Annotated in this window: 29 protein-coding genes; 3 read left to right on the forward strand and 26 right to left on the reverse strand. The window is 64.0% G+C overall.

Annotated elements, in window-relative coordinates; all coding sequences use genetic code 11:
- Nucleotides 1-24: 24 nt before the first annotated feature.
- Together QSV46_RS22305 and QSV46_RS22310 are read right to left on the reverse strand one after the other, a co-directional pair.
- Nucleotides 25-1,362, reverse strand: coding sequence for a replication-associated recombination protein A (locus QSV46_RS22305; RefSeq protein WP_314956585.1), 1,338 nt, complete (start codon nucleotides 1,360-1,362; stop codon nucleotides 25-27).
- Nucleotides 1,359-2,765 (reverse strand): DegQ family serine endoprotease, encoded by a 1,407-nt coding sequence (locus QSV46_RS22310; protein ID WP_314956588.1) that lies wholly within the window; start codon nucleotides 2,763-2,765, stop codon nucleotides 1,359-1,361. Before QSV46_RS22310 ends, QSV46_RS22305 begins: the two co-directional genes overlap by 4 nt.
- Nucleotides 2,766-3,077: 312 nt before the next feature.
- Between QSV46_RS22310 and QSV46_RS22315 the strand changes: the two genes are divergently transcribed.
- Both QSV46_RS22315 and QSV46_RS22320 read left to right on the forward strand, forming a co-directional pair.
- Nucleotides 3,078-4,691: an OprO/OprP family phosphate-selective porin gene (locus QSV46_RS22315; protein WP_314956591.1), complete on the forward strand. Its 1,614-nt coding sequence runs from the start codon at nucleotides 3,078-3,080 to the stop codon at nucleotides 4,689-4,691.
- Nucleotides 4,692-4,835: 144 nt separating this feature from the next.
- Complete coding sequence (locus tag QSV46_RS22320) at nucleotides 4,836-5,849, forward strand: zinc-binding alcohol dehydrogenase family protein (RefSeq protein ID WP_314956593.1); 1,014 nt, start codon at nucleotides 4,836-4,838, stop codon at nucleotides 5,847-5,849.
- A gap of 118 nt (nucleotides 5,850-5,967) precedes the next feature.
- Here the strand turns inward: QSV46_RS22320 and QSV46_RS22325 are convergent, their stop codons facing one another.
- On the reverse strand, nucleotides 5,968-6,756 hold the full coding sequence (locus tag QSV46_RS22325; protein ID WP_314956595.1) for an SDR family oxidoreductase: 789 nt from the start codon (nucleotides 6,754-6,756) through the stop codon (nucleotides 5,968-5,970).
- Between the two features lie 199 nt (nucleotides 6,757-6,955).
- On the opposite strand from QSV46_RS22325, the gene QSV46_RS22330 reads away from it, so the two are divergent.
- On the forward strand, nucleotides 6,956-7,933 hold the full coding sequence (locus tag QSV46_RS22330) for a tripartite tricarboxylate transporter substrate binding protein (RefSeq protein ID WP_314956598.1): 978 nt from the start codon (nucleotides 6,956-6,958) through the stop codon (nucleotides 7,931-7,933).
- Between the two features lie 79 nt (nucleotides 7,934-8,012).
- On the opposite strand, the gene rplQ is transcribed toward QSV46_RS22330, so the two are convergent.
- The 23 genes from rplQ to rpsS form a co-directional block, all read right to left on the reverse strand.
- On the reverse strand, nucleotides 8,013-8,429 hold the full coding sequence (gene rplQ / locus QSV46_RS22335; RefSeq protein ID WP_007603047.1) for a 50S ribosomal protein L17: 417 nt from the start codon (nucleotides 8,427-8,429) through the stop codon (nucleotides 8,013-8,015).
- A gap of 121 nt (nucleotides 8,430-8,550) precedes the next feature.
- Nucleotides 8,551-9,579, reverse strand: a complete 1,029-nt coding sequence (locus tag QSV46_RS22340) for a DNA-directed RNA polymerase subunit alpha (RefSeq protein WP_314956609.1) — start codon at nucleotides 9,577-9,579, stop codon at nucleotides 8,551-8,553.
- Nucleotides 9,580-9,697: 118 nt separating this feature from the next.
- Nucleotides 9,698-10,087, reverse strand: a complete 390-nt coding sequence (gene rpsK / locus QSV46_RS22345; protein WP_007603045.1) for a 30S ribosomal protein S11 — start codon at nucleotides 10,085-10,087, stop codon at nucleotides 9,698-9,700.
- Between the two features lie 122 nt (nucleotides 10,088-10,209).
- Nucleotides 10,210-10,578 (reverse strand): 30S ribosomal protein S13, encoded by a 369-nt coding sequence (gene rpsM / locus QSV46_RS22350; protein ID WP_314956720.1) that lies wholly within the window; start codon nucleotides 10,576-10,578, stop codon nucleotides 10,210-10,212.
- Nucleotides 10,579-10,764: 186 nt separating this feature from the next.
- The gene (locus QSV46_RS22355; RefSeq protein ID WP_314956722.1) at nucleotides 10,765-11,622 is read right to left on the reverse strand and encodes an adenylate kinase; all 858 of its coding nucleotides are present in this window, start codon (nucleotides 11,620-11,622) and stop codon (nucleotides 10,765-10,767) included.
- Nucleotides 11,619-12,830 carry a preprotein translocase subunit SecY gene (locus tag QSV46_RS22360; protein ID WP_314956724.1) on the reverse strand — a complete coding sequence of 404 codons (1,212 nt, stop codon included), beginning with the start codon at nucleotides 12,828-12,830 and terminating at the stop codon, nucleotides 11,619-11,621. The genes QSV46_RS22355 and QSV46_RS22360 overlap by 4 nt, the downstream gene beginning before the upstream one ends.
- Nucleotides 12,827-14,158: a preprotein translocase subunit SecY gene (secY, locus tag QSV46_RS22365; protein ID WP_314956726.1), complete on the reverse strand. Its 1,332-nt coding sequence runs from the start codon at nucleotides 14,156-14,158 to the stop codon at nucleotides 12,827-12,829. The genes QSV46_RS22360 and secY overlap by 4 nt, the downstream gene beginning before the upstream one ends.
- Before the next feature lie 148 nt (nucleotides 14,159-14,306).
- Complete coding sequence (rplO, locus tag QSV46_RS22370; protein ID WP_314956728.1) at nucleotides 14,307-14,792, reverse strand: 50S ribosomal protein L15; 486 nt, start codon at nucleotides 14,790-14,792, stop codon at nucleotides 14,307-14,309.
- A 75-nt stretch (nucleotides 14,793-14,867) separates the two neighbouring features.
- The gene (gene rpmD, locus QSV46_RS22375; protein ID WP_247324961.1) at nucleotides 14,868-15,062 is read right to left on the reverse strand and encodes a 50S ribosomal protein L30; all 195 of its coding nucleotides are present in this window, start codon (nucleotides 15,060-15,062) and stop codon (nucleotides 14,868-14,870) included.
- Nucleotides 15,063-15,086: 24 nt separating this feature from the next.
- Nucleotides 15,087-15,677 carry a 30S ribosomal protein S5 gene (gene rpsE, locus QSV46_RS22380; RefSeq protein WP_314956732.1) on the reverse strand — a complete coding sequence of 197 codons (591 nt, stop codon included), beginning with the start codon at nucleotides 15,675-15,677 and terminating at the stop codon, nucleotides 15,087-15,089.
- Between the two features lie 44 nt (nucleotides 15,678-15,721).
- Nucleotides 15,722-16,084, reverse strand: coding sequence for a 50S ribosomal protein L18 (gene rplR, locus QSV46_RS22385; RefSeq protein ID WP_314956734.1), 363 nt, complete (start codon nucleotides 16,082-16,084; stop codon nucleotides 15,722-15,724).
- 11 nt (nucleotides 16,085-16,095) lie between these two features.
- Nucleotides 16,096-16,629 (reverse strand): 50S ribosomal protein L6, encoded by a 534-nt coding sequence (gene rplF, locus QSV46_RS22390; RefSeq protein ID WP_092192681.1) that lies wholly within the window; start codon nucleotides 16,627-16,629, stop codon nucleotides 16,096-16,098.
- A gap of 16 nt (nucleotides 16,630-16,645) precedes the next feature.
- Nucleotides 16,646-17,044, reverse strand: a complete 399-nt coding sequence (rpsH, locus tag QSV46_RS22395) for a 30S ribosomal protein S8 (protein WP_007603034.1) — start codon at nucleotides 17,042-17,044, stop codon at nucleotides 16,646-16,648.
- Nucleotides 17,045-17,058: 14 nt separating this feature from the next.
- Nucleotides 17,059-17,364: a 30S ribosomal protein S14 gene (gene rpsN / locus QSV46_RS22400; protein ID WP_314956739.1), complete on the reverse strand. Its 306-nt coding sequence runs from the start codon at nucleotides 17,362-17,364 to the stop codon at nucleotides 17,059-17,061.
- A 46-nt stretch (nucleotides 17,365-17,410) separates the two neighbouring features.
- Nucleotides 17,411-17,968, reverse strand: a complete 558-nt coding sequence (rplE, locus tag QSV46_RS22405) for a 50S ribosomal protein L5 (protein WP_314956741.1) — start codon at nucleotides 17,966-17,968, stop codon at nucleotides 17,411-17,413.
- The gene (gene rplX / locus QSV46_RS22410) at nucleotides 17,961-18,275 is read right to left on the reverse strand and encodes a 50S ribosomal protein L24 (protein ID WP_007603031.1); all 315 of its coding nucleotides are present in this window, start codon (nucleotides 18,273-18,275) and stop codon (nucleotides 17,961-17,963) included. The genes rplE and rplX overlap by 8 nt, the downstream gene beginning before the upstream one ends.
- Nucleotides 18,275-18,643 carry a 50S ribosomal protein L14 gene (rplN, locus tag QSV46_RS22415; protein ID WP_007603030.1) on the reverse strand — a complete coding sequence of 123 codons (369 nt, stop codon included), beginning with the start codon at nucleotides 18,641-18,643 and terminating at the stop codon, nucleotides 18,275-18,277. The genes rplX and rplN overlap by 1 nt, the downstream gene beginning before the upstream one ends.
- An 83-nt stretch (nucleotides 18,644-18,726) precedes the next feature.
- Nucleotides 18,727-18,975 (reverse strand): 30S ribosomal protein S17, encoded by a 249-nt coding sequence (gene rpsQ / locus QSV46_RS22420; protein ID WP_008136346.1) that lies wholly within the window; start codon nucleotides 18,973-18,975, stop codon nucleotides 18,727-18,729.
- A 13-nt stretch (nucleotides 18,976-18,988) separates the two neighbouring features.
- Nucleotides 18,989-19,195 carry a 50S ribosomal protein L29 gene (gene rpmC, locus QSV46_RS22425; protein WP_008136348.1) on the reverse strand — a complete coding sequence of 69 codons (207 nt, stop codon included), beginning with the start codon at nucleotides 19,193-19,195 and terminating at the stop codon, nucleotides 18,989-18,991.
- Between the two features lie 5 nt (nucleotides 19,196-19,200).
- Nucleotides 19,201-19,614, reverse strand: coding sequence for a 50S ribosomal protein L16 (rplP, locus tag QSV46_RS22430; RefSeq protein ID WP_063982581.1), 414 nt, complete (start codon nucleotides 19,612-19,614; stop codon nucleotides 19,201-19,203).
- A gap of 32 nt (nucleotides 19,615-19,646) precedes the next feature.
- Nucleotides 19,647-20,372 carry a 30S ribosomal protein S3 gene (gene rpsC, locus QSV46_RS22435; protein WP_063982580.1) on the reverse strand — a complete coding sequence of 242 codons (726 nt, stop codon included), beginning with the start codon at nucleotides 20,370-20,372 and terminating at the stop codon, nucleotides 19,647-19,649.
- A 17-nt stretch (nucleotides 20,373-20,389) separates the two neighbouring features.
- Nucleotides 20,390-20,776 (reverse strand): 50S ribosomal protein L22, encoded by a 387-nt coding sequence (gene rplV / locus QSV46_RS22440; protein WP_008136353.1) that lies wholly within the window; start codon nucleotides 20,774-20,776, stop codon nucleotides 20,390-20,392.
- A 10-nt stretch (nucleotides 20,777-20,786) separates the two neighbouring features.
- Nucleotides 20,787-21,065 carry a 30S ribosomal protein S19 gene (gene rpsS, locus QSV46_RS22445; protein WP_008136357.1) on the reverse strand — a complete coding sequence of 93 codons (279 nt, stop codon included), beginning with the start codon at nucleotides 21,063-21,065 and terminating at the stop codon, nucleotides 20,787-20,789.
- Nucleotides 21,066-21,073: the final 8 nt, after the last annotated feature.

Below are 21,073 nucleotides of genomic sequence, written 5' to 3' on the forward strand. Positions count from 1 at the left end.
CTTACGTCACGACGAAACGGCAATTTAGCCTCCGCCGCCCCGCTCCTTCCGCAGCTTGGCCCAGTAATCCAGCCGCTTCCGGATCTCGCGCTCGAAACCTCGCTCGGGCGGGTCGTAGAAGGTCTGGCGGCCGAGGGCTTCCGGAAAATAGTCCTGTCCCGAAAAGGCGTCGGGGGCGTCGTGGTCGTATTCGTAAGACGCGCCGTAGCCTTCCGACTTCATCAGCTTGGTCGGGGAATTGAGAATGTGCTTGGGCGGCAGCAGCGAGCCGGCCTGCTTGGCGGCCTGCATCGCCGCGCCGAAGGCGGTGTAGACGGCATTCGATTTCGGCGCGGTGGCGAGATAGACCACGGCCTGCGCGATCGCGAGCTCGCCCTCGGGATGGCCGAGGAAGTCGAACGCATCCTTGGCCGCATTGGCGATGACGAGCGCCTGCGGATCGGCAAGGCCGATGTCCTCGACCGCCATGCGCACGACGCGGCGGGCCAGGAACAGCGGATCCTCGCCGGCATCTAACATGCGGGCGAGATAATACAGCGCGGCATCGGGGTCGGAGCCGCGCACCGACTTATGCAGCGCCGAGATCAGATTGTAGTGGCCATCGGCCGACTTGTCGTAGATCGGGGCGCGGCGCTGCAGGATGTCCTGCAATTGCGCGGCATTGAAAATCTCATCGGCTCGCGCCGAGCGCCAGACCTCTTCGGCGAGCGTCAGCGATGCCCTTCCATCGCCGTCGGCCATGCGCACCAGCACCGCGCGCGCCTCGTCATCGAGCGGCAGCTTCCTGCCTTCGACCGCCTCGGCATGCGCGAACAGTTTTTCGATCGCGGCGGCATCGAGCGAGCGAAACACCAGCACGCGGGCGCGCGACAGAAGCGCCGCGTTGAGCTCGAAGGACGGGTTCTCGGTGGTGGCGCCGACCATGACCACGGTGCCGTCTTCCATCACAGGCAGAAACGAATCCTGCTGGGCGCGGTTGAAGCGGTGCACCTCGTCGACGAACAGCAGCGTGCCCTTGCCCATCTCGCGGCGGGCGCGCGCGGCATCGAACGCCTTCTTGAGATCGGCGACGCCGGAGAACACCGCGGATATCTGCTCGAAATGCAGGTCGGTGGCATCCGCCAGCAACCGCGCCACGGTGGTCTTGCCGGTACCCGGCGGCCCCCAGAACACCAGCGATCCCAGCGTGCGCGTTTCCAGCATGCGCGTCAGCGCGCCGTCGGGACCGAGGATATGATCCTGGCCCACGACCTCCGACAGCGCGCGCGGGCGCAGCCGGTCCGGCAGCGGATGCGGCGCGTCGTGATCGAGCCCCGCCGCAGCGAAGAGAGTTGGCGTCTGCTGTGGTCGTTTCGGACTCATCCGCCCAGCGTGACGTTGATCTGCTGGCCGCCGCGCACCAGCGTGATGCGCCAGATGCGCGGGCGCTCGCCTGCGGCCTTTTCGAGGTCGACGGTCCTGCTGATCTTCTGGTTGTTGACGGCCTGAATGATGTCGCCCTTCTGGAAGCCGACAGTGGCGGCCGCGCTGTCGCCGCCGAGATCGGTGACCACGACGCCTTCGGTGTCGGCATCCAGATGCAGCTCGTCGGCAACCGCCGGCGTGATGGTCGAGACTTTCGCCCCCTGGAACGGCGAGCGCGCGGTGATGACGAGCTCGTTGCGGCCGGAGTCGGGTGCGGTCTCGAGCGCGATCGTGACCTTGAGCGGCTTGCCGCCGCGCTGCACGTCGATCTGCGCGGAGCCGCCGAGCGGTCGCGTCGCGAAGCGATAGTCGAAGGCGTTGGGATCATCGACGGTCTGGCCGTCGATCCCGGTGATGAGGTCGGAGGATTTCAGGCCGGCCTTCGCCGCGGGGCCGTTCGAGACCACGCTCGCGACCAGCGCACCGGTCGGCGAACGCAGGCCGAGGCTCTCGGCGATCTCGGGCGTCACGGCCTGCAATTTTGCCCCGAGCCACGGCCGCTTCACGGCCTTGCCGCCGCTCTTGGCGGAGGCGACGACGACGCGCACCATGTTGGCGGGGATCGCAAAGCCGATGCCTTGCGATCCGCCCGAGCGCGAATAGATCGCGGTGTTGATGCCGGCGAGCTTGCCGCTCATGTCGACCAGCGCGCCGCCGGAATTGCCGGGATTGATCGCCGCATCGGTCTGGATGAAGAACTGGTAGTCGGTGATGCCGACTTGCGTGCGCGCCAGCGCCGAGATGATGCCCTGGGTCACGGTCTGGCCGACGCCGAAGGGATTGCCGATCGCCAGCACGACGTCGCCGACCAACAGCTCGTCGGAATTGGTGAAGTCGAGCGTCGGAAATTTCTCCCTGCTGTCCTTCAGGCGGAGCACCGCGAGATCGGTGCGCGGATCCTTGAGCAGGATCTCGGCCTCGAACTCGCGCTTGTCCGACAGCGACACTTTCACCTGGTCCGCGCCCTCGATGACGTGAACGTTGGTGACGACGAGGCCGGAGGCATCGACGATGACACCGGAGCCGAGCGAGCGCTGCATCTGCTCGGGCTGCTGGCCCGGAACGCCGAAGAAGCGGCGGAAGATCGGGTCGTCGAGCAGCGGATTGCGGTTCTGCACCACCTTGGCGGCATAGACGTTGACGACCGCCGGCTGCACCCGTTGCACGATCGGCGCATAGGACAGCCGCAGCTCGGCCGGCGAGGACGGGACACGGCGGTCCTGCGCGGCAGCCGGATTGAAGTGGGCCGAAAACGCCATACACAATGCCGTGACGACGGCGGTCCGGGTCGATCGAAACATTCCTACCTCTTGGAAAAGACGCCGGAATATAGGCGCGTTCGCCCGCCAATAGAAGGGCGCCAGGCGGCAATATTGAGCCCGTTTCCGGTGTGTCCGGCCTGCAAGCCGGGCGTGCGAATCGGCAATTTGCCTGAGCGGCGGATTGGCATGGTGCGCGTCATCTTGCATGGTGATGCAAGGCGGATTCGGTTGCGGCGAATTAGCATCAGTGGGAACCGCGCAACCGGGCGCAGCGTCGCGGGGCAGTCATCGATCACGCTTACGCTCTGCTGTTGCGACTTGGGGAAGTTCGTCAAACGATGGAGGCGTAACGTGAGCAGAACAAGACTTGCAGCCACGGCGATTGGTGTTGCCGCCGCGCTGTCGGCCTCGCAGGCGCTGGCCCAGGCGGCAAGCAGCAGCGAGCAGGAGATCGCGCTGCTGAAGCAGCAGTTGAAGATGCTGGAGCAGAAGCTCGACAAGCTCCAGAGCCAGACCGCCGCGAACACGGCGGCGACCGCGAAGGCCAAAGCCGAAGCAAAAGCCGAGGCCAAAGCCGAAGCGCGCTCGGAGGCGAAGGCGGTCGTGGCCAATGCAAACGCGGCGATCCCGGTGAAGGGCCCCGCGCCGGCCTCCGGCGTGATCGTGACCATGCCGAACAACCGTCCGACCATCTGTACCGCCGACCAGGCGAATTGCGTCGCCATCACCAGCCGCGTGCATTGGGACGTCGGAGGATACAACTATCGCCCCAACACGGCGGCCACCGTGCCGCAGAAGCTCGACAGCGGCGAGAACGTCCGCCGCGCGCGGATCGGCGTCACCGGCAAATTCTTCAACGACTGGAACTTCGCGCTGGTCTACGACTTCGGCGGCTCCTCCGACGGATTTGGCGGCGCAGCGCCGGGATCGCTGCCCGGCGGCGGCGTCTCCGGTGTCGAGAACGCCTATCTCAGCTACACCGGTCTGAAACCGTTCGGCGGCAAGATGGCCATCGAGGGCGGCATCATGGACCTGCCCTACACGCTCGACGAGGCCACGAGCTCCAACGACATCATGTTCATGGAGCGCGCCTCGGCCGGCATCGTCGCCACCAGCATCGCCGCAGGCGACTTCCGTTCGGCCATCGGCACGCGCTGGTACAATGACGTGTTCTGGGCCGGCGCCTATGTCACCGGTCCAGCCACGGGGGCGATCCACTCGGCCTCCAGCGTCGCGCCGAACGGCACCACCGAGCAGTACGGGGCGGTCGCCCGCGTCGCAGGTCAGGTCGTCAGCGGCAAGGACTACTCGGTCCATCTCGGCGGCAATGCCGAATGGCTGATCCAGCCGACGCGCAATCTGGTGACGGGCGCGCAGACGGTCACGCTGAACGATCGTCCGGAACTACGCATCGATCCGACGGCGCTGGCTTCGACCGGCGCGATTGCCAATGCCTCGGGCGCACAGGTCTACAGCGTCGAAGCCGCAGCCACCTATGGGCCACTGATCCTGCAAGGCGAGTATTTCTGGTACAATATCGATCGTACCGCGAATACCGGCCTGCCCCCGCTGGGCGCTCCGAGCGTCAAATTCCAGGGGGGCTACGCGCAAGCCGGCTACGTGCTGACGGGCGAGAGCCGCAGCTACAATGCGGCGAACGCCGCCTATGGCGGCGTCAAGCCGGCGCATCCCTTCTCGCTCGAGGGCGGTGGCTGGGGCGCCTGGGAGATCGCGGGTCGGTTCTCCACGATCGACCTGAACGACCATTTGGGAACGGCAACCGGCATCGCCGGCGGACGGCAGACGGTCTATACGGCCGCGCTCAACTGGTACGTCAACGGCAACGTCCGCTTCATGCTGGACTACCTGCACGGCACCGTGTCGCGGCAGGCCTCGCCGGTTTCAACCGCCGATGTCGGCTCGAAGTTCGACGCGGTCGCGATGCGCACGCAGTTTGCGTTCTGATGCGAACTCTTCCGGGAGCGACACGGCGCGCTCCCGGATACTTACGCCGCGTGCCGGCTTGTTGGTTTACAGGACTTGCAAAAACCGGACCCAGGGCGACAGTTAGGGGCAGCGAGCGAGCACGCCATCTGATGGAGACAAGCCATGAAAGCCGTCGGCTACGAAAAATCGCTTCCGATCGAGGATCAGAACGCGCTGATCGATTTCGAGACCGCAAAGCCCGAGCCCGGGGGGCGCGATATCCGCGTCGCCGTGAAGGCGATCTCGGCCAATCCGGTCGATTACAAGGTGCGCAAGCGCGCCGCCCCGCCCGAGGGCGAGGTGAAGATTTTGGGCTATGACGCGGCCGGCGTGGTCGATGCGGTCGGGCCCGAGGTCACGCTGTTCAAGCCGGGCGACGAGGTGTTTTACGCCGGCTCGATCCTGCGCCAGGGCACCAACGCCGAATTCCACCTGGTCGACGAGCGCATCGTCGGCAATAAGCCGAAGAGCCTATCGTTTGCCCAGGCCGCCGCCCTGCCCCTCACCTCCATCACCGCCTGGGAATTGCTGTTCGACCGGCTCGGCGCGGTGCCCGGCAAGAGCGTCGATCCGCGCACGCTCCTGATCACGGGTGGCGCGGGCGGCGTCGGCTCGATCCTGATTCAGCTCGCGCGCCGCCTCACCGGCCTCACGGTGCTGGCGACCGCGACGCGGCCGGAGTCGCAAAAATGGTGTCTCGATCTCGGTGCACATGCGGTGATCGACCACGGCAAGCCGATGAAGGAGCAGATCGACAAGCTCAAGCTGCCGCCGGTCGCGCTGGTGGCGAGCCTCACCTTCACCGACCAGCACTACAAGGCGATCGCCGACTTCATGGTGCCGCAGGGCCGGTTCGGCCTGATCGACGATCCGCCGGAGTTCACCGTGAGCGCATTCAAGGGCAAGGCGATCTCGGTGCACTGGGAGTCGATGTTCACGCGCTCCTCGTTTCAGACACCCGACATGATCGCGCAGCATCATCTCCTCAACGACGTCGCCGACCTCATCGACAAGGGCGTCTTGCGTACCACGCTCGACCAGACCTTTGGCACTATCAACGCCGCCAACCTCAAGCGCGCGCATGCGCTGCTCGAGAGCGGCAAGTCGCGCGGCAAGATCGTGCTGGAGGGGTGGTAGGAGCGACAGCGCTGGTGCGCAGGGTGGGCAAAGGCGCACTCGCGCCTGCCCACTATCGCTCAGCGAGGACAAAACGAGCGGTGGGCACACTTCGCTTTGCCCACCCTACAACACAGCCTCATGCAATCGTGTTGACGATGCCGCCCTCGGCCCGCAGCGCCGCGCCGTTGGTCGCGGACGCTTCCTTCGAGGCGACATAGACCACCATGTTGGCGATCTCCTCGACGCTGGCAAAACGCTGGATCAGCGAGCTCGGGCGGTGCTGCTTGACGAAGTTGGCGGCGGCTTCATCGACCGACTGGCCGTTCTGTTTCGCGAGATCCTTGACGAAGGTCTCGACGCCCTCCGACATGGTCGGGCCCGGCAGCACGGAATTGACGGTGACGCCGGTGCCGCGGGTGAGCTGGGCGAGCCCGCGCGCCACCGAGAGCTGGGCGGTCTTGCTCATGCCGTAATGGATCATCTCGACGGGAATGTTGAGCCCGGATTCCGAGGAGATGAAGACGATGCGGCCCCAATTGCGCTCGATCATGTCCATCAGGTAAGCGCGTGACAGCCGCACGCCGCTCATCACGTTGACCTCGAAAAAGCGGCTCCAGTCCTCGTCCGGAATCTCGAAAAAGTCCTTCGGCTCGAAGATGCCGGCATTGTTGATGAGGATGTCGACTTCCGGCAGCGCCGCCACGAGCGCCTTGCAGCCCGCAACGGTCGAGACGTCGGCAGCGATGCCGCGGACCTTGGCGCCCGTCCCTTCCAGCTTTCGCACGGCGGCATCGACCTTGTCCTGGCCGCGCCCGTTGATCACGACGCTGGCGCCGGAGGCGGCGAGGCCCTTGGCGATCGCGTGGCCGATACCGGCGGTCGAGCCGGTCACGAGGGCAGTCTTTCCGGAAAGGTCGATGTTCATGTCGTGTCTCCAATAGAGCGATGACGAGCATATCGGAGGCGGCGGATTGGGCCGCAATTGGCGCTCACCAATCAGTGAGACGATCAGGACTGGTCCAGCAGCAACGCAACACCTCACGTGCCCCTGTCGCCGCTGGAACGATTATTGCAAAGCTGGACTGAGGCCTTTTTGCTCAAGTGAACACGGGAAGAACCGCGCGATGAAGAGAACAGCCCTTACTCTTACGCTCGGGTTGCTTGGTCTGATGGGCGGTAATTCGCTCGCGCCGGCTCAAGCGGTCTATCCCGAAAGATCGCTGCAATTGATCGTCCCCTTCCCGCCCGGCGGCGCCTCCGACGTGGTGGCGCGCATCATCGGCGGCGAACTGGAGACTCGGCTCGGCAAGTCCGTGGTCATCATGAACCGGCCCGGCGGCGGCACCACGATCGCAGCCAAGGAAGTCGCGCGCTCGGCGCCCGACGGTTACACCCTGTTCTTCAGCTCGAATTCGAGCTTCACCCTGCCCGCGGCCGTGAAGGAAAGCGTGCCTTACGATGCCGCCAAGGATTTCGAGCCGCTCGGCCAGGTCGGCAAGATCACGCTGGCCCTCGTCACCTACAAGGACAACCCGGTCAAGGACGTGGCCGCGCTCGTCGCCGAGGCGAAGGCCAATCCGGACAAGCTGTCGCTGGCGTCCTTCGGCGTCGCCACCGTCTCGCATTTTGCGGGCGAACTGTTCAAATCGGTCGCCGGGATCAAGATGGTCCACCTGCCCTACAAGGGCAGCGCGCCGGCGATGAACGACCTGATCGGCAAGCACATCCAGTACCACGTCGACACCGTCATCGCCGTCAAGCCGCAGATCGAGGCTGGCGCTGTCAAAGTGCTCGCCGTGTTTTCGGGCAAGCGCACGCCGTTCCTGCCCGACGTGCCGACGCTCGCCGAACTCGGCTATGGCAACATCGACTTCGCGTCATGGGGCGCCGTCGTCGCTCCCAAGGGACTGCCACCGGCTGTTCGCGACAAGCTGTCGGCGACGCTGGAGGAGATCATCAACAACCCCTCCGTCATCGAGCGGTTCGGCAAGGTCGGCTTTGAGCCCGGCTTCGCCCGATACACCGATTGGGCGGGAGCCGTCGGCAAGGAGACCGCCGAAATGAAGGAGATCGCACAAAAGGCGGGAATCAAGGAGGAATGATCTCGCGGATCTTCGCCAGTCCGAAAACAAAAGCGGCGCCCGAGGGCGCCGCTTTCAATTCCGTACCTGCTGAAACGGCTTACGCCGCCTCGGCTTCCTTTTCCTGCACCGGGCCGGAATCCTGGCCCTTGGCGTCGACGTCGCGATCGACGAACTCGATCACCGCCATCGGGGCGTTGTCGCCGTAGCGGAAGCCAGCCTTGATGATGCGGGTGTAGCCGCCCTGGCGGTCCTTGTAGCGGGGCGCCAGCGTGTCGAACAGCTTCCTGACCTGATCCTTGTCGCGCATCTCGGAGATCGCCTGGCGGCGCATGGCGAGGCCGCCCTTCTTGCCGAGGGTGATCAGCTTCTCCACGATCGGGCGCAATTCCTTGGCCTTCGGCAGCGTGGTGACGATCTGCTCGTGCTTGATCAGCGCGGCGCACATGTTTGCGAACATCGCGCGGCGATGCTCGGCGGTGCGATTGAGCTTACGATGAACCTTGCCGTGACGCATGTTTGTATTCCCTAGATTCCATTCGTCGCGACGGTTCGTCGGACTTGTTGCTCAGGTGGGCTGCCTGCGTTCGCCCGCGAGAGCGCGATGAAGTCGCGCTTTCGCTTGTTGTAAGTTCAGATCAGTAGTGATCCTCGAAGCGCTTGGCGAGCTCGTCGATGTTCTCCGGCGGCCAGCCCGGCACTTCCATGCCGAGATGCAGACCCATCTGGGCCAGCACTTCCTTGATCTCGTTCAGCGACTTGCGGCCGAAGTTCGGGGTGCGGAGCATTTCGGCTTCCGACTTCTGCACGAGGTCGCCGATGTAGACGATGTTGTCGTTCTTCAAACAGTTGGCCGAACGCACCGACAGCTCGAGCTCGTCCACCTTCTTGAGGAAGGCCGGGTTGAAGGCGAGGTCCGGGATGATCTCCTGGGCGACTTCCTTGCGCGGCTCTTCGAAGTTGACGAACACGTTGAGCTGATCCTGGAGGATCCGCGCGGCATAGGCCACGGAATCATCCGGCGTCAGCGCGCCGTTGGTTTCGATCGTCATGGTCAGCTTGTCGTAATCGAGGATCTGACCCTCACGGGTGTTCTCGACCTTGTAGGAGACCTTGCGGACCGGCGAGTACAGGCTGTCGACCGGGATCAGGCCGATCGGCGCGTCCTCGGGGCGGTTGCGCTCGGCGGGCACGTAGCCCTTGCCGGTGGCGACCGTGAACTCCATGCGGATCTCGGCGCCCTCGTCGAGGGTGCAGATCTGGAGGTCCGGATTGAGCACCACGACGTCACCCACGGTCTGGATGTCGCCGGCGGTGACGACGCCCGGGCCGGACTTCTTCACGACCATGCGCTTGGGGCCTTCGCCCTGCATCTTGATCGAGATGTCCTTGATGTTCAGCACGATGTCGGTGACGTCCTCACGGACGCCCGCGATCGAGGAGAACTCGTGCAGCACGCCGTCGATGTGCACCGACTGCACCGCCGCGCCCTGGAGCGAGGAGAGCAGGATGCGGCGCAGCGCGTTGCCGAGCGTCTGGCCGAAACCGCGCTCAAGCGGCTCGGCGACGATGGTCGCAAAGCGGTTCGAATCGCTGCCGGGGGTCACCTGGAGCTTGTTCGGCCGAATCAGTTCTTGCCAATTTTTCTGGATCGTCACTGTTTTCACCCATACAGGCCAGTCAAACTGCCACTGCAGATTCTGGCGTTGGAGAAAGGCCGCAGGTCGCACCTGCGGCTTCTTAAAAAAAGTTATCGCGGGCGACGATGGCGCCCGCGACCTCGTATTAAACGCGCCGACGCTTGCGGGGACGGCAACCGTTGTGCGGGATCGTTGTCACGTCGCGGATCGAGGTGACGGTGAAGCCTGCAGCCTGGAGCGCGCGGAGCGCCGACTCGCGGCCCGAACCGGGACCGGCAACTTCGACTTCCAGCGTGCGCATGCCGTGCTCCTGCGCCTTCTTCGAGACGTCCTCGGCGGCAACCTGCGCGGCGTACGGGGTCGACTTGCGCGAGCCCTTGAAGCCCATCGTACCGGCGGAGGACCAGGCAATCGTGTTGCCCTGCGCGTCGGTGATGGTGATGGTCGTGTTGTTGAACGACGAATTCACGTGCGCGACGCCGGAGGCGATGTTCTTGCGCTCACGACGACGAACGCGGGTGGCTTCCTTGCCCATAGAGTACCTTTCCTGAAGATCTCAAACGCCGCCGTAGTGCCAGCGGCTACACCTGTGGAACGAAAGGCGTGTGGCGAACGGGTTCTCGCCTTTCGCCACACGCCGCGATTGGATTCGAAAACTTACTTCTTCTTGCCGGCGATGGCCTTGGCCGGGCCCTTGCGCGTGCGCGCATTGGTGTGGGTACGCTGACCGCGCACCGGCAGACCGCGACGATGACGCAGGCCGCGGTAGCAGCCGAGGTCCATCAGACGCTTGATGTTGATGCCGACCTCACGACGCAAATCGCCCTCGACGAGATAATCGCGGTCGATCACTTCGCGGATCTGCAGCACTTCGGCATCGCTGAGCTGATTGACGCGACGATCCACGGGGATCTTCACCTTCTCCAGAATCTCACCGGCGATCTTCTGGCCGATGCCATGGATGTACTGGAGCGCGATCAGCGCGCGCTTGTTGGTCGGAATGTTCACGCCGGCAATACGGGCCACGGCTTTCTCTCCTGTTGCCGACCCCTCGTCAGGAACCGGTCTTTAAGTGCTTGGTTTCTCGGGCAGGTGTTCACAAACGCGAACACGACGCCCACCCCTGGTCTTCCTGGGGCCCGGCATCGTTTGAAACTATCCGACTTGGATGCGGGCTTATTAGGGGATTCCAGGGGCTTTCGTCAACCGCTGCTAGCGCTTGGCTCGCCTTTTCGTGACCTTTTTTGTGGCCCTTTTGGCACCCTTTTTGACGGCCTTCCTGGCGGACTTTTTTGCTGCTTTCTTGACGGTTTTCTTGGCAGCCTTCTTGGGGCCCTTCACTGCCTTCTTGGCGGCCTTTTTAGCGGTTTTCGCGGCCTTTTTGGCCGTTTTCGTCGGCTTCTTGGCTGTTTTGGCCTTTGTTGTCCCCGTCTTGGCAGGACCCGCCTTGGCCGCGCTGCGAGCATGCGTCTTGGGTTCGACCGCTCCCAGCGCCAGCAGCTGGCGATGAATGGCGCGGGTGACCTCGTCGATAGCCATCATGCCGTCGATGGTGGAGAGCTTCCGACGCTCGGAATAGTAGTGAATCAGCGGTTCCGTCTGATTCCGGTAGCTGGCTAACCGCTTGGTCAGGACCTCGGGGGTGTCGTCGACCCGGACCTCCTCCCCGCGCTCCCGCATCTGGGCGACGCGGGTCTCGACGCGGCTCAGCAGCGCGCTCTCGTTGACGCGGAGCTCGATCACGGCGTCGAGCTTGAGATGCTTCTGCTTGAGCAGGTCGTCCAGCGCCTCGGCTTGCGGCACGGTGCGCGGGAAACCGTCGAGGATGAAACCGTTCTTCGCATCCGCCTGGTCGATGCGGTCCGAGATGATTCCCACCACGACGTCATCAGGAACGAGGCCGCCGCTGGCCATGATCTCCTTGGCCTTCAGCCCGACCGGCGTTCCGGCCGCCACGGCCGCGCGCAACATCTCGCCGGTCGAGAGCTGGACGATGCCATAGCGCTGCACCAGCAGCTGCGCCTGGGTCCCCTTGCCCGATCCCGGCGGTCCCAGAAGTATAATTCTCATCGGCGTACGCCCCCCGGATTGGTGAGCGATACGTCGCGCACCTGCGTTTTGATATCAAGAGCGGTGCAAACCACAACCAGCGCCGCACCACCATTGACGATCATACTATAAGGCAGACCGATCCCGTAAAGCTCGAAGACCTCCGGAATCAACTGCAACAATGTCAGGTAGACGGCTCCGACGACCGTCGTCAATGACACCACGCGATCGAGATAGTCGGCCGTGGCTTCGCCGGGAGCGACACCGGGAATTGTGCCATCACGCTGCGCCAGGGATTTCGCCGTGTATTCAGGGTCCGCGACATAGGCGGTGTAGACGAAGGCGAGCACGAACACGGCGATCGAGATGAGGATGAGGTGCGCCGGCTGCCCCAGCTGGAGATGCCGGTAGGCCGCGGCGACCAGGGAGTGATCACCGCCCAGGAGGAAGCCTGCAAGGGCGAGCGGCAGAAAGAAGAGCCACGGCGCCACGGTGACCGGAATCAGGAATCCGGCGCTGTTGAGCTTGATCGGCAGCATCGCATCGCGCACCGGCAACTGCCGCGTGCCAACGCTGAGTGGAGCGAACTCGACGCGGATATTTCGCCGCGCGCCCTCGACGAGCACCATCACGGCAACGGTCACGACCCAGAACACGGCATGACCGAGCACCAGGCTGCCCGGGACCGCCCCGCTCCGCACCAGCTCCATGATGTCGGCAACGTCTCGCGGAAGGGAGACGAGCATGCCGACGCTCAAGATCAGCGCGAGACCGTTGCCGATACCGTAGCGGGTGATCTGCTCGCTCAACCACACCAGCACGAACACCCCGCCGACCATCGTGGCCGTGGCCGTCAACACGAACCAGCCGTCGGGATTCCTGACGAAGCCCGGAACGGTCGTCAGCGCGGTGGCGATGCCGAAGGCCTGAAAGGCAGCAAGAACCAATGTGAGACCGAGTGTGGCACGGGCCACTTTGCGTCGGCCGCGCTCGCCCGACCGTTCAAGCGCAATCAGGCGGCGCCAAACCACCAACAGCAGCCGGACGAGGATCGCCGCAGTCAGATAGGGAATGAGGCCGAGTGCGAATAGCGAGAGCCGCCCGATGAGGTCGGACGTCGGCGGCAGGTCCGAGGTGTTGACGCCCGCGACCGGGATCTGAGTGCCGATCCTGAAAAGGAGTAGCGCGCCAATCGTGAAAGCGATCCGGCGCGCGAGCTCCCTGCTCATCTACGGCGGCCGCGCAGCTTCGACTTCCGGATCAAACCTTCGTACTGATGCGCCAGCAGATAGCCCTGCACCTGCGCCACCGTGTCCATGGTGACGCTGACGACGATCAGCAGCGAGGTGCCGCCGAAGTAGAACGGCACCGAGGCATAGGAGATCAGGATCTCCGGGATCAGGCAGACGATCGCCAGATAGACCGCCCCGAGCACGGTGATGCGCGACAGCACGTAGTCGATATATTCCGCGGTGCGCTCGCCCGGGCGGATGCCCGGAATGAAGCCGCCATGCTTCTTCAGATTGTCCGCGGTCTCGGTCGGGTTGAACACGATCGCGGTGTAGAAGAACGCGAAGAACACGATCAGCGCGAGATACATGATCAGGAACAGCGGACGGCCGTGGCCGAGCTGAGTGTTGATCCATTGGAACCATTCCGGCCCGCTGCCCGCGTTGAAGTTCGCAACCGTGGTCGGCAGCAGCAGCAGCGAGGACGCGAAGATCGGCGGGATCACGCCCGAGGTGTTGAGCTTGAGCGGCAGATGCGAGGACTGGCCCTCGAACATCTTGTTGCCGACCTGGCGCTTCGGGTACTGGATCAACAGCCGGCGCTGGGCGCGCTCCACGAACACGATGAAGGCGATCACGGCGACCGCCATGATGATGACGACCAAGATCAGGCCGGTCGACATCGCGCCCTGACGGCCGAGCTCGAGCATGTTGGCGAGCGCGGCGGGCAGCTCGGCGACGATGCCGGCGAGAATGATCAGCGAGATGCCGTTGCCGATGCCGCGCGAGGTGATCTGCTCGCCCAGCCACATCAGGAACATAGTGCCGCCCGTCAGCGTGATCGCCGTGGACAGACGGAAGAACATGCCGGGGTCGCTGACGACGTTGCCGGCGCCTTCGAGGCCCACCGCGATGCCGTAGGACTGGAACGCGGCCAGGATGACCGTGAGATAACGGGTGTACTGGTTCAGCAGCTTGCGGCCGGACTCACCTTCCTTCTTCAACGCCTCGAGCTGCGGCGAGACAGTGGTGAGGAGCTGGATGATGATCGAGGCCGAGATATACGGCATGATGTTCAGCGCGAAGATCGCCATGCGGTGGATGCCGCCGCCGGCGAACATGTTGAACATGCCGAGAATGCCGCCCGCCTGGGAGCGGAACACCTGCTCCCAGATGTTGGGATCGATGCCGGGCAGCGGGATATAGGTCCCGAGCCGATAAACGAGCAGCGCACCCAGGGTGAACCAGATGCGCTTCTTCAGTTCGTCAGCCTTGGCAAACGCACCGAAATTGAGATTGGCTGCCAGTTGTTCCGCTGCAGAGGCCATCTTGGACTTTCTCCCGCCGCCTTTTGCGCCGTTATGCCCGCGGCCGGGCTACTTTAGCGGACGCCGGACATTATCTGGGGCTCGGCTTCGATAAGTCCACGTCCCGCATGCGTAAAGGCCCGCGAGCCGCGGGCCGATGACGCAGTTGTTACGCCGCCTCGCCTTCTTCCTTGGCAGGGGCGAGGATCTTTACCGAACCGCCGGCCTTCTCGACCGCTTCAATCGCGGTCTTGGTGGCGCCGTGCACTTCGATGTTGAGCTTGGACTTGAGCTCGCCGCGGCCGAGCAGCCGCAGGCCGCCCTTGGCGCGGCGCAGCACGCCCGCCTTCACCAGAGCCTCGACGTTCACGACGCTGCCGGTGTCGATCTTCTTGGCATCGACCGCATCCTGGAGCCGGTCGAGATTGATCTCGGCGAACTCGATGCGGAAGATGTTGTTGAAGCCGCGCTTGGGCAGACGGCGATGCATCGGCATCTGGCCGCCTTCGAAACCCTTGATGCGCACGCCCGAACGCGCGGTCTGGCCCTTGCCACCGCGGCCGGACTGCTTGCCCTTACCCGAACCGATGCCGCGGCCGACGCGCATACGCTTCTTGCGCGAGCCGGCGTTGTCGGCGATATCGCTGAGCTTCATCGCCCTGCTCCTTGTGTCTTGCGCATGATCTTCGCCGACAACGGACGTCCGCTGGTCGGGATCCTGCGCTCTTGCTTACTTCTCGTCGACGATGCGAACGAGATGGTGAACCTTCAAGATCATGCCCCGGACCGCCGGGGTATCCGGCAGTTCGCTGGTGCGGCCGATCTTGTTGAGCTTGAGCCCGATCAGCGTCGAACGCTGCGAGTGATGGCGGCGGATCGCGCTGCCGGTCTGCTCGAGCTTGATCGTCTTTGCGGCCTTGGCCATCGTGGTCTACTCCGAAAGCTTCCGTTAGTCAGCAGCCACTTCGGCATCGCCGCCAATGCGGCGGGCCTGAAGGGTGGAGACCTTGATGTTGCGGCGGGCTGCGACCGAACGCGGCGAATCCTGATGCTTCAGCGCATCGAAGGTCGCGCGAACCATGTTGTACGGGTTCGACGAGCCGATCGACTTTGCCACCACGTCCTGGACGCCGAGCGTCTCGAACACGGCGCGCATCGGGCCGCCGGCGATGATGCCGGTACCGGCCGGAGCTGCACGCAGATAGACACGGCCCGCGCCATGACGGCCGGCGATGTCGTGGTGAAGCGTGCGGCCCTCGCGCAGCGAGACGCGGGTCAGGTTGCGCTTGGCGGACTCGGTTGCCTTGCGGATCGCCTCGGGCACTTCGCGCGCCTTGCCGTGACCGAAACCGGCGCGGCCCTTCTCATCGCCAATCACGACCAGCGCTGCGAAACCGAAGCGCTTGCCGCCCTTGACGACCTTGGCCACGCGGTTGATGTGGACCAGCTTGTCGACGAACTCGCTGTCGCGCTCCTCGCGCTGCTGACGGTCACGTCCGCCGCGTTGATCGCGTCCACCACGTTGTTCGCGTTCTGCCATTTTTCCAATCCTTCAGAGGCTTACGCCTCAATCCTCAAATTCTGTTAGAAGCTCAGCCCGCTCTCACGCGCCGCGTCGGCAAGAGCCTTGACGCGCCCGTGATAGAGGTAGCTGCCGCGATCGAACACGACTTCCTTGACGCCCTTCTCGGCAGCGCGCTCGGCCAGCAGCTTGCCGACCGCCTTCGCCGCATCGATGTCGGCGCCGGTCTTGCCGCCGTCGCGCATCGTCTTCTCGAGCGAGGAGGCAGAGGCCAGCGTCTCGCCCTTCAGGTCGTCGATGACCTGGGCGTAGATGTGCTTCGACGAGCGGAACACGGACAGACGCGGGCGGCCGACACCGGAGCGGCGCAGCTTCAGCCGCACACTCCGCTTGCGCCGGGCATTCGTAACCTTGGCTTTGGACATGACCGGCTCCGTTACTTCTTCTTGCCTTCCTTGCGGAAGATGAATTCGCCAACATACTTCACACCCTTGCCCTTGTAGGGCTCCGGCGGACGATAGGAGCGAATCTCGGCGGCGACCTGGCCGACACGCTGGATGTCGCTGCCTGTCACCGTGATCTCGGTCGGCTTCGGCACGGTGATCGTGATCCCTTCCGGGATCGCGTAGACCACATCGTGGCTGTAGCCGAGCGCGAGCTGCAGGTTCTTGCCCTGCATCGCCGCGCGGTAACCGACGCCGGTGATTTCGAGCTTCTTCTCGAAGCCCTTGGTGACGCCTTCGACCAGATTCGCGACCTGGGCGCGAGCAGTACCGTACAGCGCCCGCGCGCGGTTGGTCTCGACCCGCGGGTTCACCTTGATCTGGCCGCTCTCGAGCTTCACTTCGACGTCGTCATGGACGACGAACTGAAGCTGGCCCTTCGGCCCCTTCATCTTGACGGTCTGCCCGTCGACGGTCGCGGTAACACCCGACGGCACCGGAACCGGCCTTTTGCCAACACGTGACATGGATCAAAAATCCTTCTCAGAACACCGTGAAGAGAACTTCACCGCCCACGTTCGCTTCACGCGCACTGTGGTCGGCCATGATCCCCTTCGGCGTCGACAACACCGAAATGCCGAGTCCGTTGTTGACCCGCGGCAGGTTCTTCACCGAGGCGTAAACGCGACGCCCGGGCTTGGAGACCCGCTCGATCTCGCGGATGACGGGCTCGCCGTCGAAATACTTCAGCTCGATCTCGATCTCGCTGCGGCCCGAGGAATGCTCGAGCGTGGCGTAACCGCGGATGTAGCCCTCGCTCTTCAGCACCTCGAGGACGTTCTCGCGCATCTTCGAGCCAGGCGTGGAAACCTTGTTCTTGGAGCGCATCTGCGCGTTGCGGATACGGGTGATCAGATCGCTGATTGGATCGTGCGTAGACATCTAAACGACCCTCCTTACCAGCTCGACTTCACGAGGCCCGGGACCATGCCCTTGGAGCCAAGCTCGCGCAGCGCGATACGGGACAGCTTGTTCTTGCGGTAATTCGAGCGCGGGCGCCCCGACAGCTCGCACCGCAGACGGATGCGGGTCGCCGACGAATTGCGCGGCATTTCCGCCAGCTTCAGGGTCGCGGCGAACCGCTCCTCCATCGGCAGCGTCTTGTCGGCGATGATCGCCTTCAACCGCTCGCGCTTCGGGGCGGCGTTCTTCACCATCCGCTTGCGCCGGTTGTTTTTCTCGACTGAACTCTTCTTTGCCATGCTTGGCTCCTGGGTATCCGCGTTTGAGAGGCTTTAGGTCAGCGTCTCACTGCCGGAACGGGAAATTGAAAGCGGTCAACAAGGCCCTCGCCTCTTCGTCGGTCTTGGCCGTGGTGCAGACGGTGATGTCCATACCGCGGGCTTCCGAGACTTTGTCGAAGTCGATCTCGGGGAAAATGATGTGCTCCTTGATGCCGAGCGAGTAGTTGCCGCGGCCGTCGAAGCTCTTCGGGTTCAGGCCGCGGAAGTCGCGAACGCGCGGCAGCGCGACCGTCACCAGGCGATCGATGAACTCGTACATGCGGGCCTTTCGCAGCGTGACCTTGCAGCCGATCGGCTGGTTCTCACGCAGCTTGAAGGTCGCGATCGCGACACGCGAATAGGTCACGATCGCCTTCTGGCCGGCGATCTGGGTCAGCTCGGCAGCGGCGGTCTCGGCCTTCTTGCGATCGTTGACGGAATCGCCAACGCCCATGTTCAGCACGACCTTGTCCAGGCGAGGAACCTGCATGACGTTCTCATAACCGAACTTCTCGGTCATCGCCGTGCGGATATTCGCGTCGTATTCCGCGCGCAGGCGCGGCGTGTAAGCGGCCTCAGCCATCGATCTCAGCTCCCGAGCTCTTGGCGATGCGGACCTTCTTGCCGTCCGCCAAAATCTTGAATCCGACGCGGGTCGGCTTTCCGTCCTTGCCGACATACGCGATGTTGGACAGTTGGATCGGCGACTCTTTCGAGATGATGCCGCCCTCCTGGGCCTGCGTCTGCTTCTGGTGACGCTTGACCATGTTGATGCCGCGCACGAGCGCCGTGCCGGCGTCGGGACGCACTTCGAACACTTCGCCGGTGCGGCCCTTGTCGCGACCGGTCAGCACGACGACCTTGTCGCCCTTGCGGATCTTCGCAGCCATCACAGCACCTCCGGCGCGAGCGAGATGATCTTCATGTGGTTCTTGGCGCGCAGCTCGCGCGGCACGGGCCCGAAGATACGGGTCCCGACCGGCTCGGACTGGTTGTTGATCAGAACGGCGGCGTTGCGGTCGAAGCGGATGACCGAACCGTCGGCGCGGCGGATGTCCTTGCGGACGCGCACCACGACGGCCTTCATCACGTCGCCCTTCTTCACCTTGCCACGCGGAATCGCTTCCTTGATCGAGACGACGATGATGTCGCCGATCGTGGCGTAGCGGCGCTTGGAGCCCCCGAGCACCTTGATACACATGACACGGCGTGCGCCAGAATTGTCGGCCACGTCGAGGTTGGTCTGCATCTGAATCATTGATGCACCTCGTCCTCTTCTCTCTTGCGCCAGCCCAGCCGGCGCTCAACATTTCCCTGAAGTCAGTCGCTAAAGCCAACAGATCAGGCGCTTTTCTTGTGTTCGCCCCGGATCACGACCCAGCGCTTCAACTTCGAAATCGGCTTCGATTCCTCGATCCATACCATATCGCCCGGCTTGAACTGGTTGTCCTCGTCGTGCGCGTGGTAATTCTTCGAACGGCGGATCGTCTTCTTGTAGATCGGGTGCGTGAAGCGGCGATCGACGCGCACTACGACGGTCTTGGCAGTCTTGTCGCTGACGACCACGCCTTGCAAAGTACGTTTCGGCATATTCGTAAGCCCCTTACTTCTCTTTCGCGCGCTTCTGCGCGGCGACGGTCTTGATGCGGGCGATGTCACGGCGAGCCTCGCGGAGGCGCGAGGTGTTCTCGAGCTGCCCGGTGGCGCGCTGGAAGCGCAGGTTGAAGCGCTCCTTCTTCAGGTTCAGGATGGCGTCATCCTGCTGATCAGGGCTCATCGCGCGGATATCTTCGATCTTCATCTGGGCCATGGCCATTACTCCGCAATGCGCTCGACGAAGCGCGTCTTGATCGGCAGCTTGGCGGCCGCCAGGGTCAGCGCCTCACGTGCCGTCTGGGTGTTGACGCCGTCGATCTCGAACAGCACCCGGCCCGGCTTGACGCGCGCCACCCACAGTTCCGGCGCGCCCTTGCCGGAGCCCATGCGGACCTCGGCCGGCTTCTTCGACACCGGAACGTCGGGGAACACGCGGATCCAGACCCGGCCGGCGCGCTTCATGTGGCGGGTCAGCGCGCGGCGAGCCGCTTCGATCTGGCGCGCGGTGACGCGCTCCGGCTCGGTCGCCTTCAGGCCGAACTGGCCGAAGGCCAACGTCGCGCCCGAAGACGCAACGCCGTGGATACGGCCCTTATGCGCCTTCCGGAACTTCGTTTTCTTAGGTTGCATCATGGCTTCAAGCCCTCAAATTCTCTGTGCTGGCGTCAGGCCGCAGCGTTGTCACGGCGCCCGCGACCACCGCGATCACCACCGCCGCCGGTCTCGCCTTCGGCCATTCTCTTGTCCTGGGCCATCGGATCGTGCTCGAGGATCTCGCCCTTGAAGATCCAGACCTTGACGCCGCAGGTGCCGAAGGTCGTGAACGCGGTCGCGACGCCGTAGTCGATGTCGGCGCGCAGCGTGTGCAGCGGCACGCGACCTTCGCGGTACCACTCCATACGCGCGATTTCCGCACCGCCCAGACGACCCGAGCAGTTGATGCGGATGCCTTCGGCGCCGAGACGCATCGCCGACTGCACGGCGCGTTTCATGGCACGGCGGAACGCCACGCGGCGCTCCAGCTGCTGCGCGATCGATTCGGCCACCAGCGTCGCATCGAGCTCCGGCTTGCGGATCTCGACGATGTTGATGACGACGTCGGACGAAGTGATGTCCGCGACCTTCTTGCGCAGCTTGTCGATGTCGGCGCCCTTCTTGCCGATCACCACGCCCGGACGGGCCGAGTGGATGGTGACGCGGCACTTCTTGTGCGGACGCTCGATCACGATGCGAGCGACGGCCGCCTGCTTGAGCTCCTTGTGCAGGATCTCGCGGATCTTGACGTCCTCGTGGAGGAGCTTGCCGTATTCCTGCTTGCCGGCGAACCAGCGGGAATCCCAGGTCCGGTTGATGCCAAGACGCAGACCGATCGGATTGATCTTTTGACCCATCGTGTTCTCCTGCGCCCTTAAGCCGCTGCTTCGGCTTCGACCTGACGAACGATGATCGTCAGCTGCGAAAATGGTTTGTAGACACGGCCCGAACGGCCGCGACCGCGGGCGGCAAAGCGCTTCATCACGAGGCCGTTGCCGACGAAGGCCTGCGCCACGACGAGATCGTCGACGTCGAGGTCGTGGTTATTCTCGGCATTGGCGATAGCCGATTCCAGGCACTTCTTCACGTCAACGGCGATCCGCTTGCGCGAGAACTGCAGATCGGCGAGCGCAGCAGCCGCCTTCCGGCCGCGGATCAGCTGGGCGACCAGATTGAGCTTCTGCGGGCTCACCCGCAGCATCCGGGCGACCGCCTTGGCCTCGTTCTCGGCGAGGCTCCGTTCGCGCTTAGGTTTGCTCATCGTTTAATCCTCAAGCCTTCTTGGCTTTCTTGTCCCCGGAGTGGCCATGGAAGGTCCGGGTCGGCGAGAACTCGCCGAACTTGTGACCGACCATTTCCTCGTTGACGGCCACCGGCACGTGCTTCTGACCGTTGTAGACGCCGAAGGTCAGGCCGACGAACTGCGGCAGGATCGTCGAGCGACGGCTCCAGATCTTGATGACGTCGTGACGGCCGGACGCGCGGGCGGCATCTGCCTTCTTGAGCAGAGAACCCTCGACGAACGGGCCTTTCCAGACTGAACGAACCATGTCCGGCG

It is taken from the genome of Bradyrhizobium cosmicum, assembly GCF_032290525.1.
Taxonomy (GTDB): Bacteria; Pseudomonadota; Alphaproteobacteria; order Rhizobiales; family Xanthobacteraceae; genus Bradyrhizobium; species Bradyrhizobium cosmicum_A.

Coding starts and splice junctions, on each gene's coding strand:
- QSV46_RS22305 (WP_314956585.1), bottom strand. CDS start 1,362: ATGAGTCCGAAACGACCACAGCAGACGCCAACTCTCTTCGCTGCGGCG.
- QSV46_RS22310 (WP_314956588.1), bottom strand. CDS start 2,765: ATGTTTCGATCGACCCGGACCGCCGTCGTCACGGCATTGTGTATGGCG.
- QSV46_RS22320 (WP_314956593.1), top strand. CDS start 4,836: ATGAAAGCCGTCGGCTACGAAAAATCGCTTCCGATCGAGGATCAGAAC.
- QSV46_RS22325 (WP_314956595.1), bottom strand. CDS start 6,756: ATGAACATCGACCTTTCCGGAAAGACTGCCCTCGTGACCGGCTCGACC.
- QSV46_RS22330 (WP_314956598.1), top strand. CDS start 6,956: ATGAAGAGAACAGCCCTTACTCTTACGCTCGGGTTGCTTGGTCTGATG.
- rplQ (WP_007603047.1), bottom strand. CDS start 8,429: ATGCGTCACGGCAAGGTTCATCGTAAGCTCAATCGCACCGCCGAGCAT.
- rpsK (WP_007603045.1), bottom strand. CDS start 10,087: ATGGGCAAGGAAGCCACCCGCGTTCGTCGTCGTGAGCGCAAGAACATC.
- QSV46_RS22355 (WP_314956722.1), bottom strand. CDS start 11,622: ATGAGAATTATACTTCTGGGACCGCCGGGATCGGGCAAGGGGACCCAG.
- QSV46_RS22360 (WP_314956724.1), bottom strand. CDS start 12,830: ATGAGCAGGGAGCTCGCGCGCCGGATCGCTTTCACGATTGGCGCGCTA.
- secY (WP_314956726.1), bottom strand. CDS start 14,158: ATGGCCTCTGCAGCGGAACAACTGGCAGCCAATCTCAATTTCGGTGCG.
- rplO (WP_314956728.1), bottom strand. CDS start 14,792: ATGAAGCTCAGCGATATCGCCGACAACGCCGGCTCGCGCAAGAAGCGT.
- rpmD (WP_247324961.1), bottom strand. CDS start 15,062: ATGGCCAAGGCCGCAAAGACGATCAAGCTCGAGCAGACCGGCAGCGCG.
- rpsE (WP_314956732.1), bottom strand. CDS start 15,677: ATGGCAGAACGCGAACAACGTGGTGGACGCGATCAACGCGGCGGACGT.
- rplR (WP_314956734.1), bottom strand. CDS start 16,084: ATGTCCAAAGCCAAGGTTACGAATGCCCGGCGCAAGCGGAGTGTGCGG.
- rplF (WP_092192681.1), bottom strand. CDS start 16,629: ATGTCACGTGTTGGCAAAAGGCCGGTTCCGGTGCCGTCGGGTGTTACC.
- rpsH (WP_007603034.1), bottom strand. CDS start 17,044: ATGTCTACGCACGATCCAATCAGCGATCTGATCACCCGTATCCGCAAC.
- rpsN (WP_314956739.1), bottom strand. CDS start 17,364: ATGGCAAAGAAGAGTTCAGTCGAGAAAAACAACCGGCGCAAGCGGATG.
- rplE (WP_314956741.1), bottom strand. CDS start 17,968: ATGGCTGAGGCCGCTTACACGCCGCGCCTGCGCGCGGAATACGACGCG.
- rplX (WP_007603031.1), bottom strand. CDS start 18,275: ATGGCTGCGAAGATCCGCAAGGGCGACAAGGTCGTCGTGCTGACCGGT.
- rplN (WP_007603030.1), bottom strand. CDS start 18,643: ATGATTCAGATGCAGACCAACCTCGACGTGGCCGACAATTCTGGCGCA.
- rpsQ (WP_008136346.1), bottom strand. CDS start 18,975: ATGCCGAAACGTACTTTGCAAGGCGTGGTCGTCAGCGACAAGACTGCC.
- rpmC (WP_008136348.1), bottom strand. CDS start 19,195: ATGGCCCAGATGAAGATCGAAGATATCCGCGCGATGAGCCCTGATCAG.
- rplP (WP_063982581.1), bottom strand. CDS start 19,614: ATGATGCAACCTAAGAAAACGAAGTTCCGGAAGGCGCATAAGGGCCGT.
- rpsC (WP_063982580.1), bottom strand. CDS start 20,372: ATGGGTCAAAAGATCAATCCGATCGGTCTGCGTCTTGGCATCAACCGG.
- rplV (WP_008136353.1), bottom strand. CDS start 20,776: ATGAGCAAACCTAAGCGCGAACGGAGCCTCGCCGAGAACGAGGCCAAG.
- rpsS (WP_008136357.1), bottom strand. CDS start 21,065: ATGGTTCGTTCAGTCTGGAAAGGCCCGTTCGTCGAGGGTTCTCTGCTC.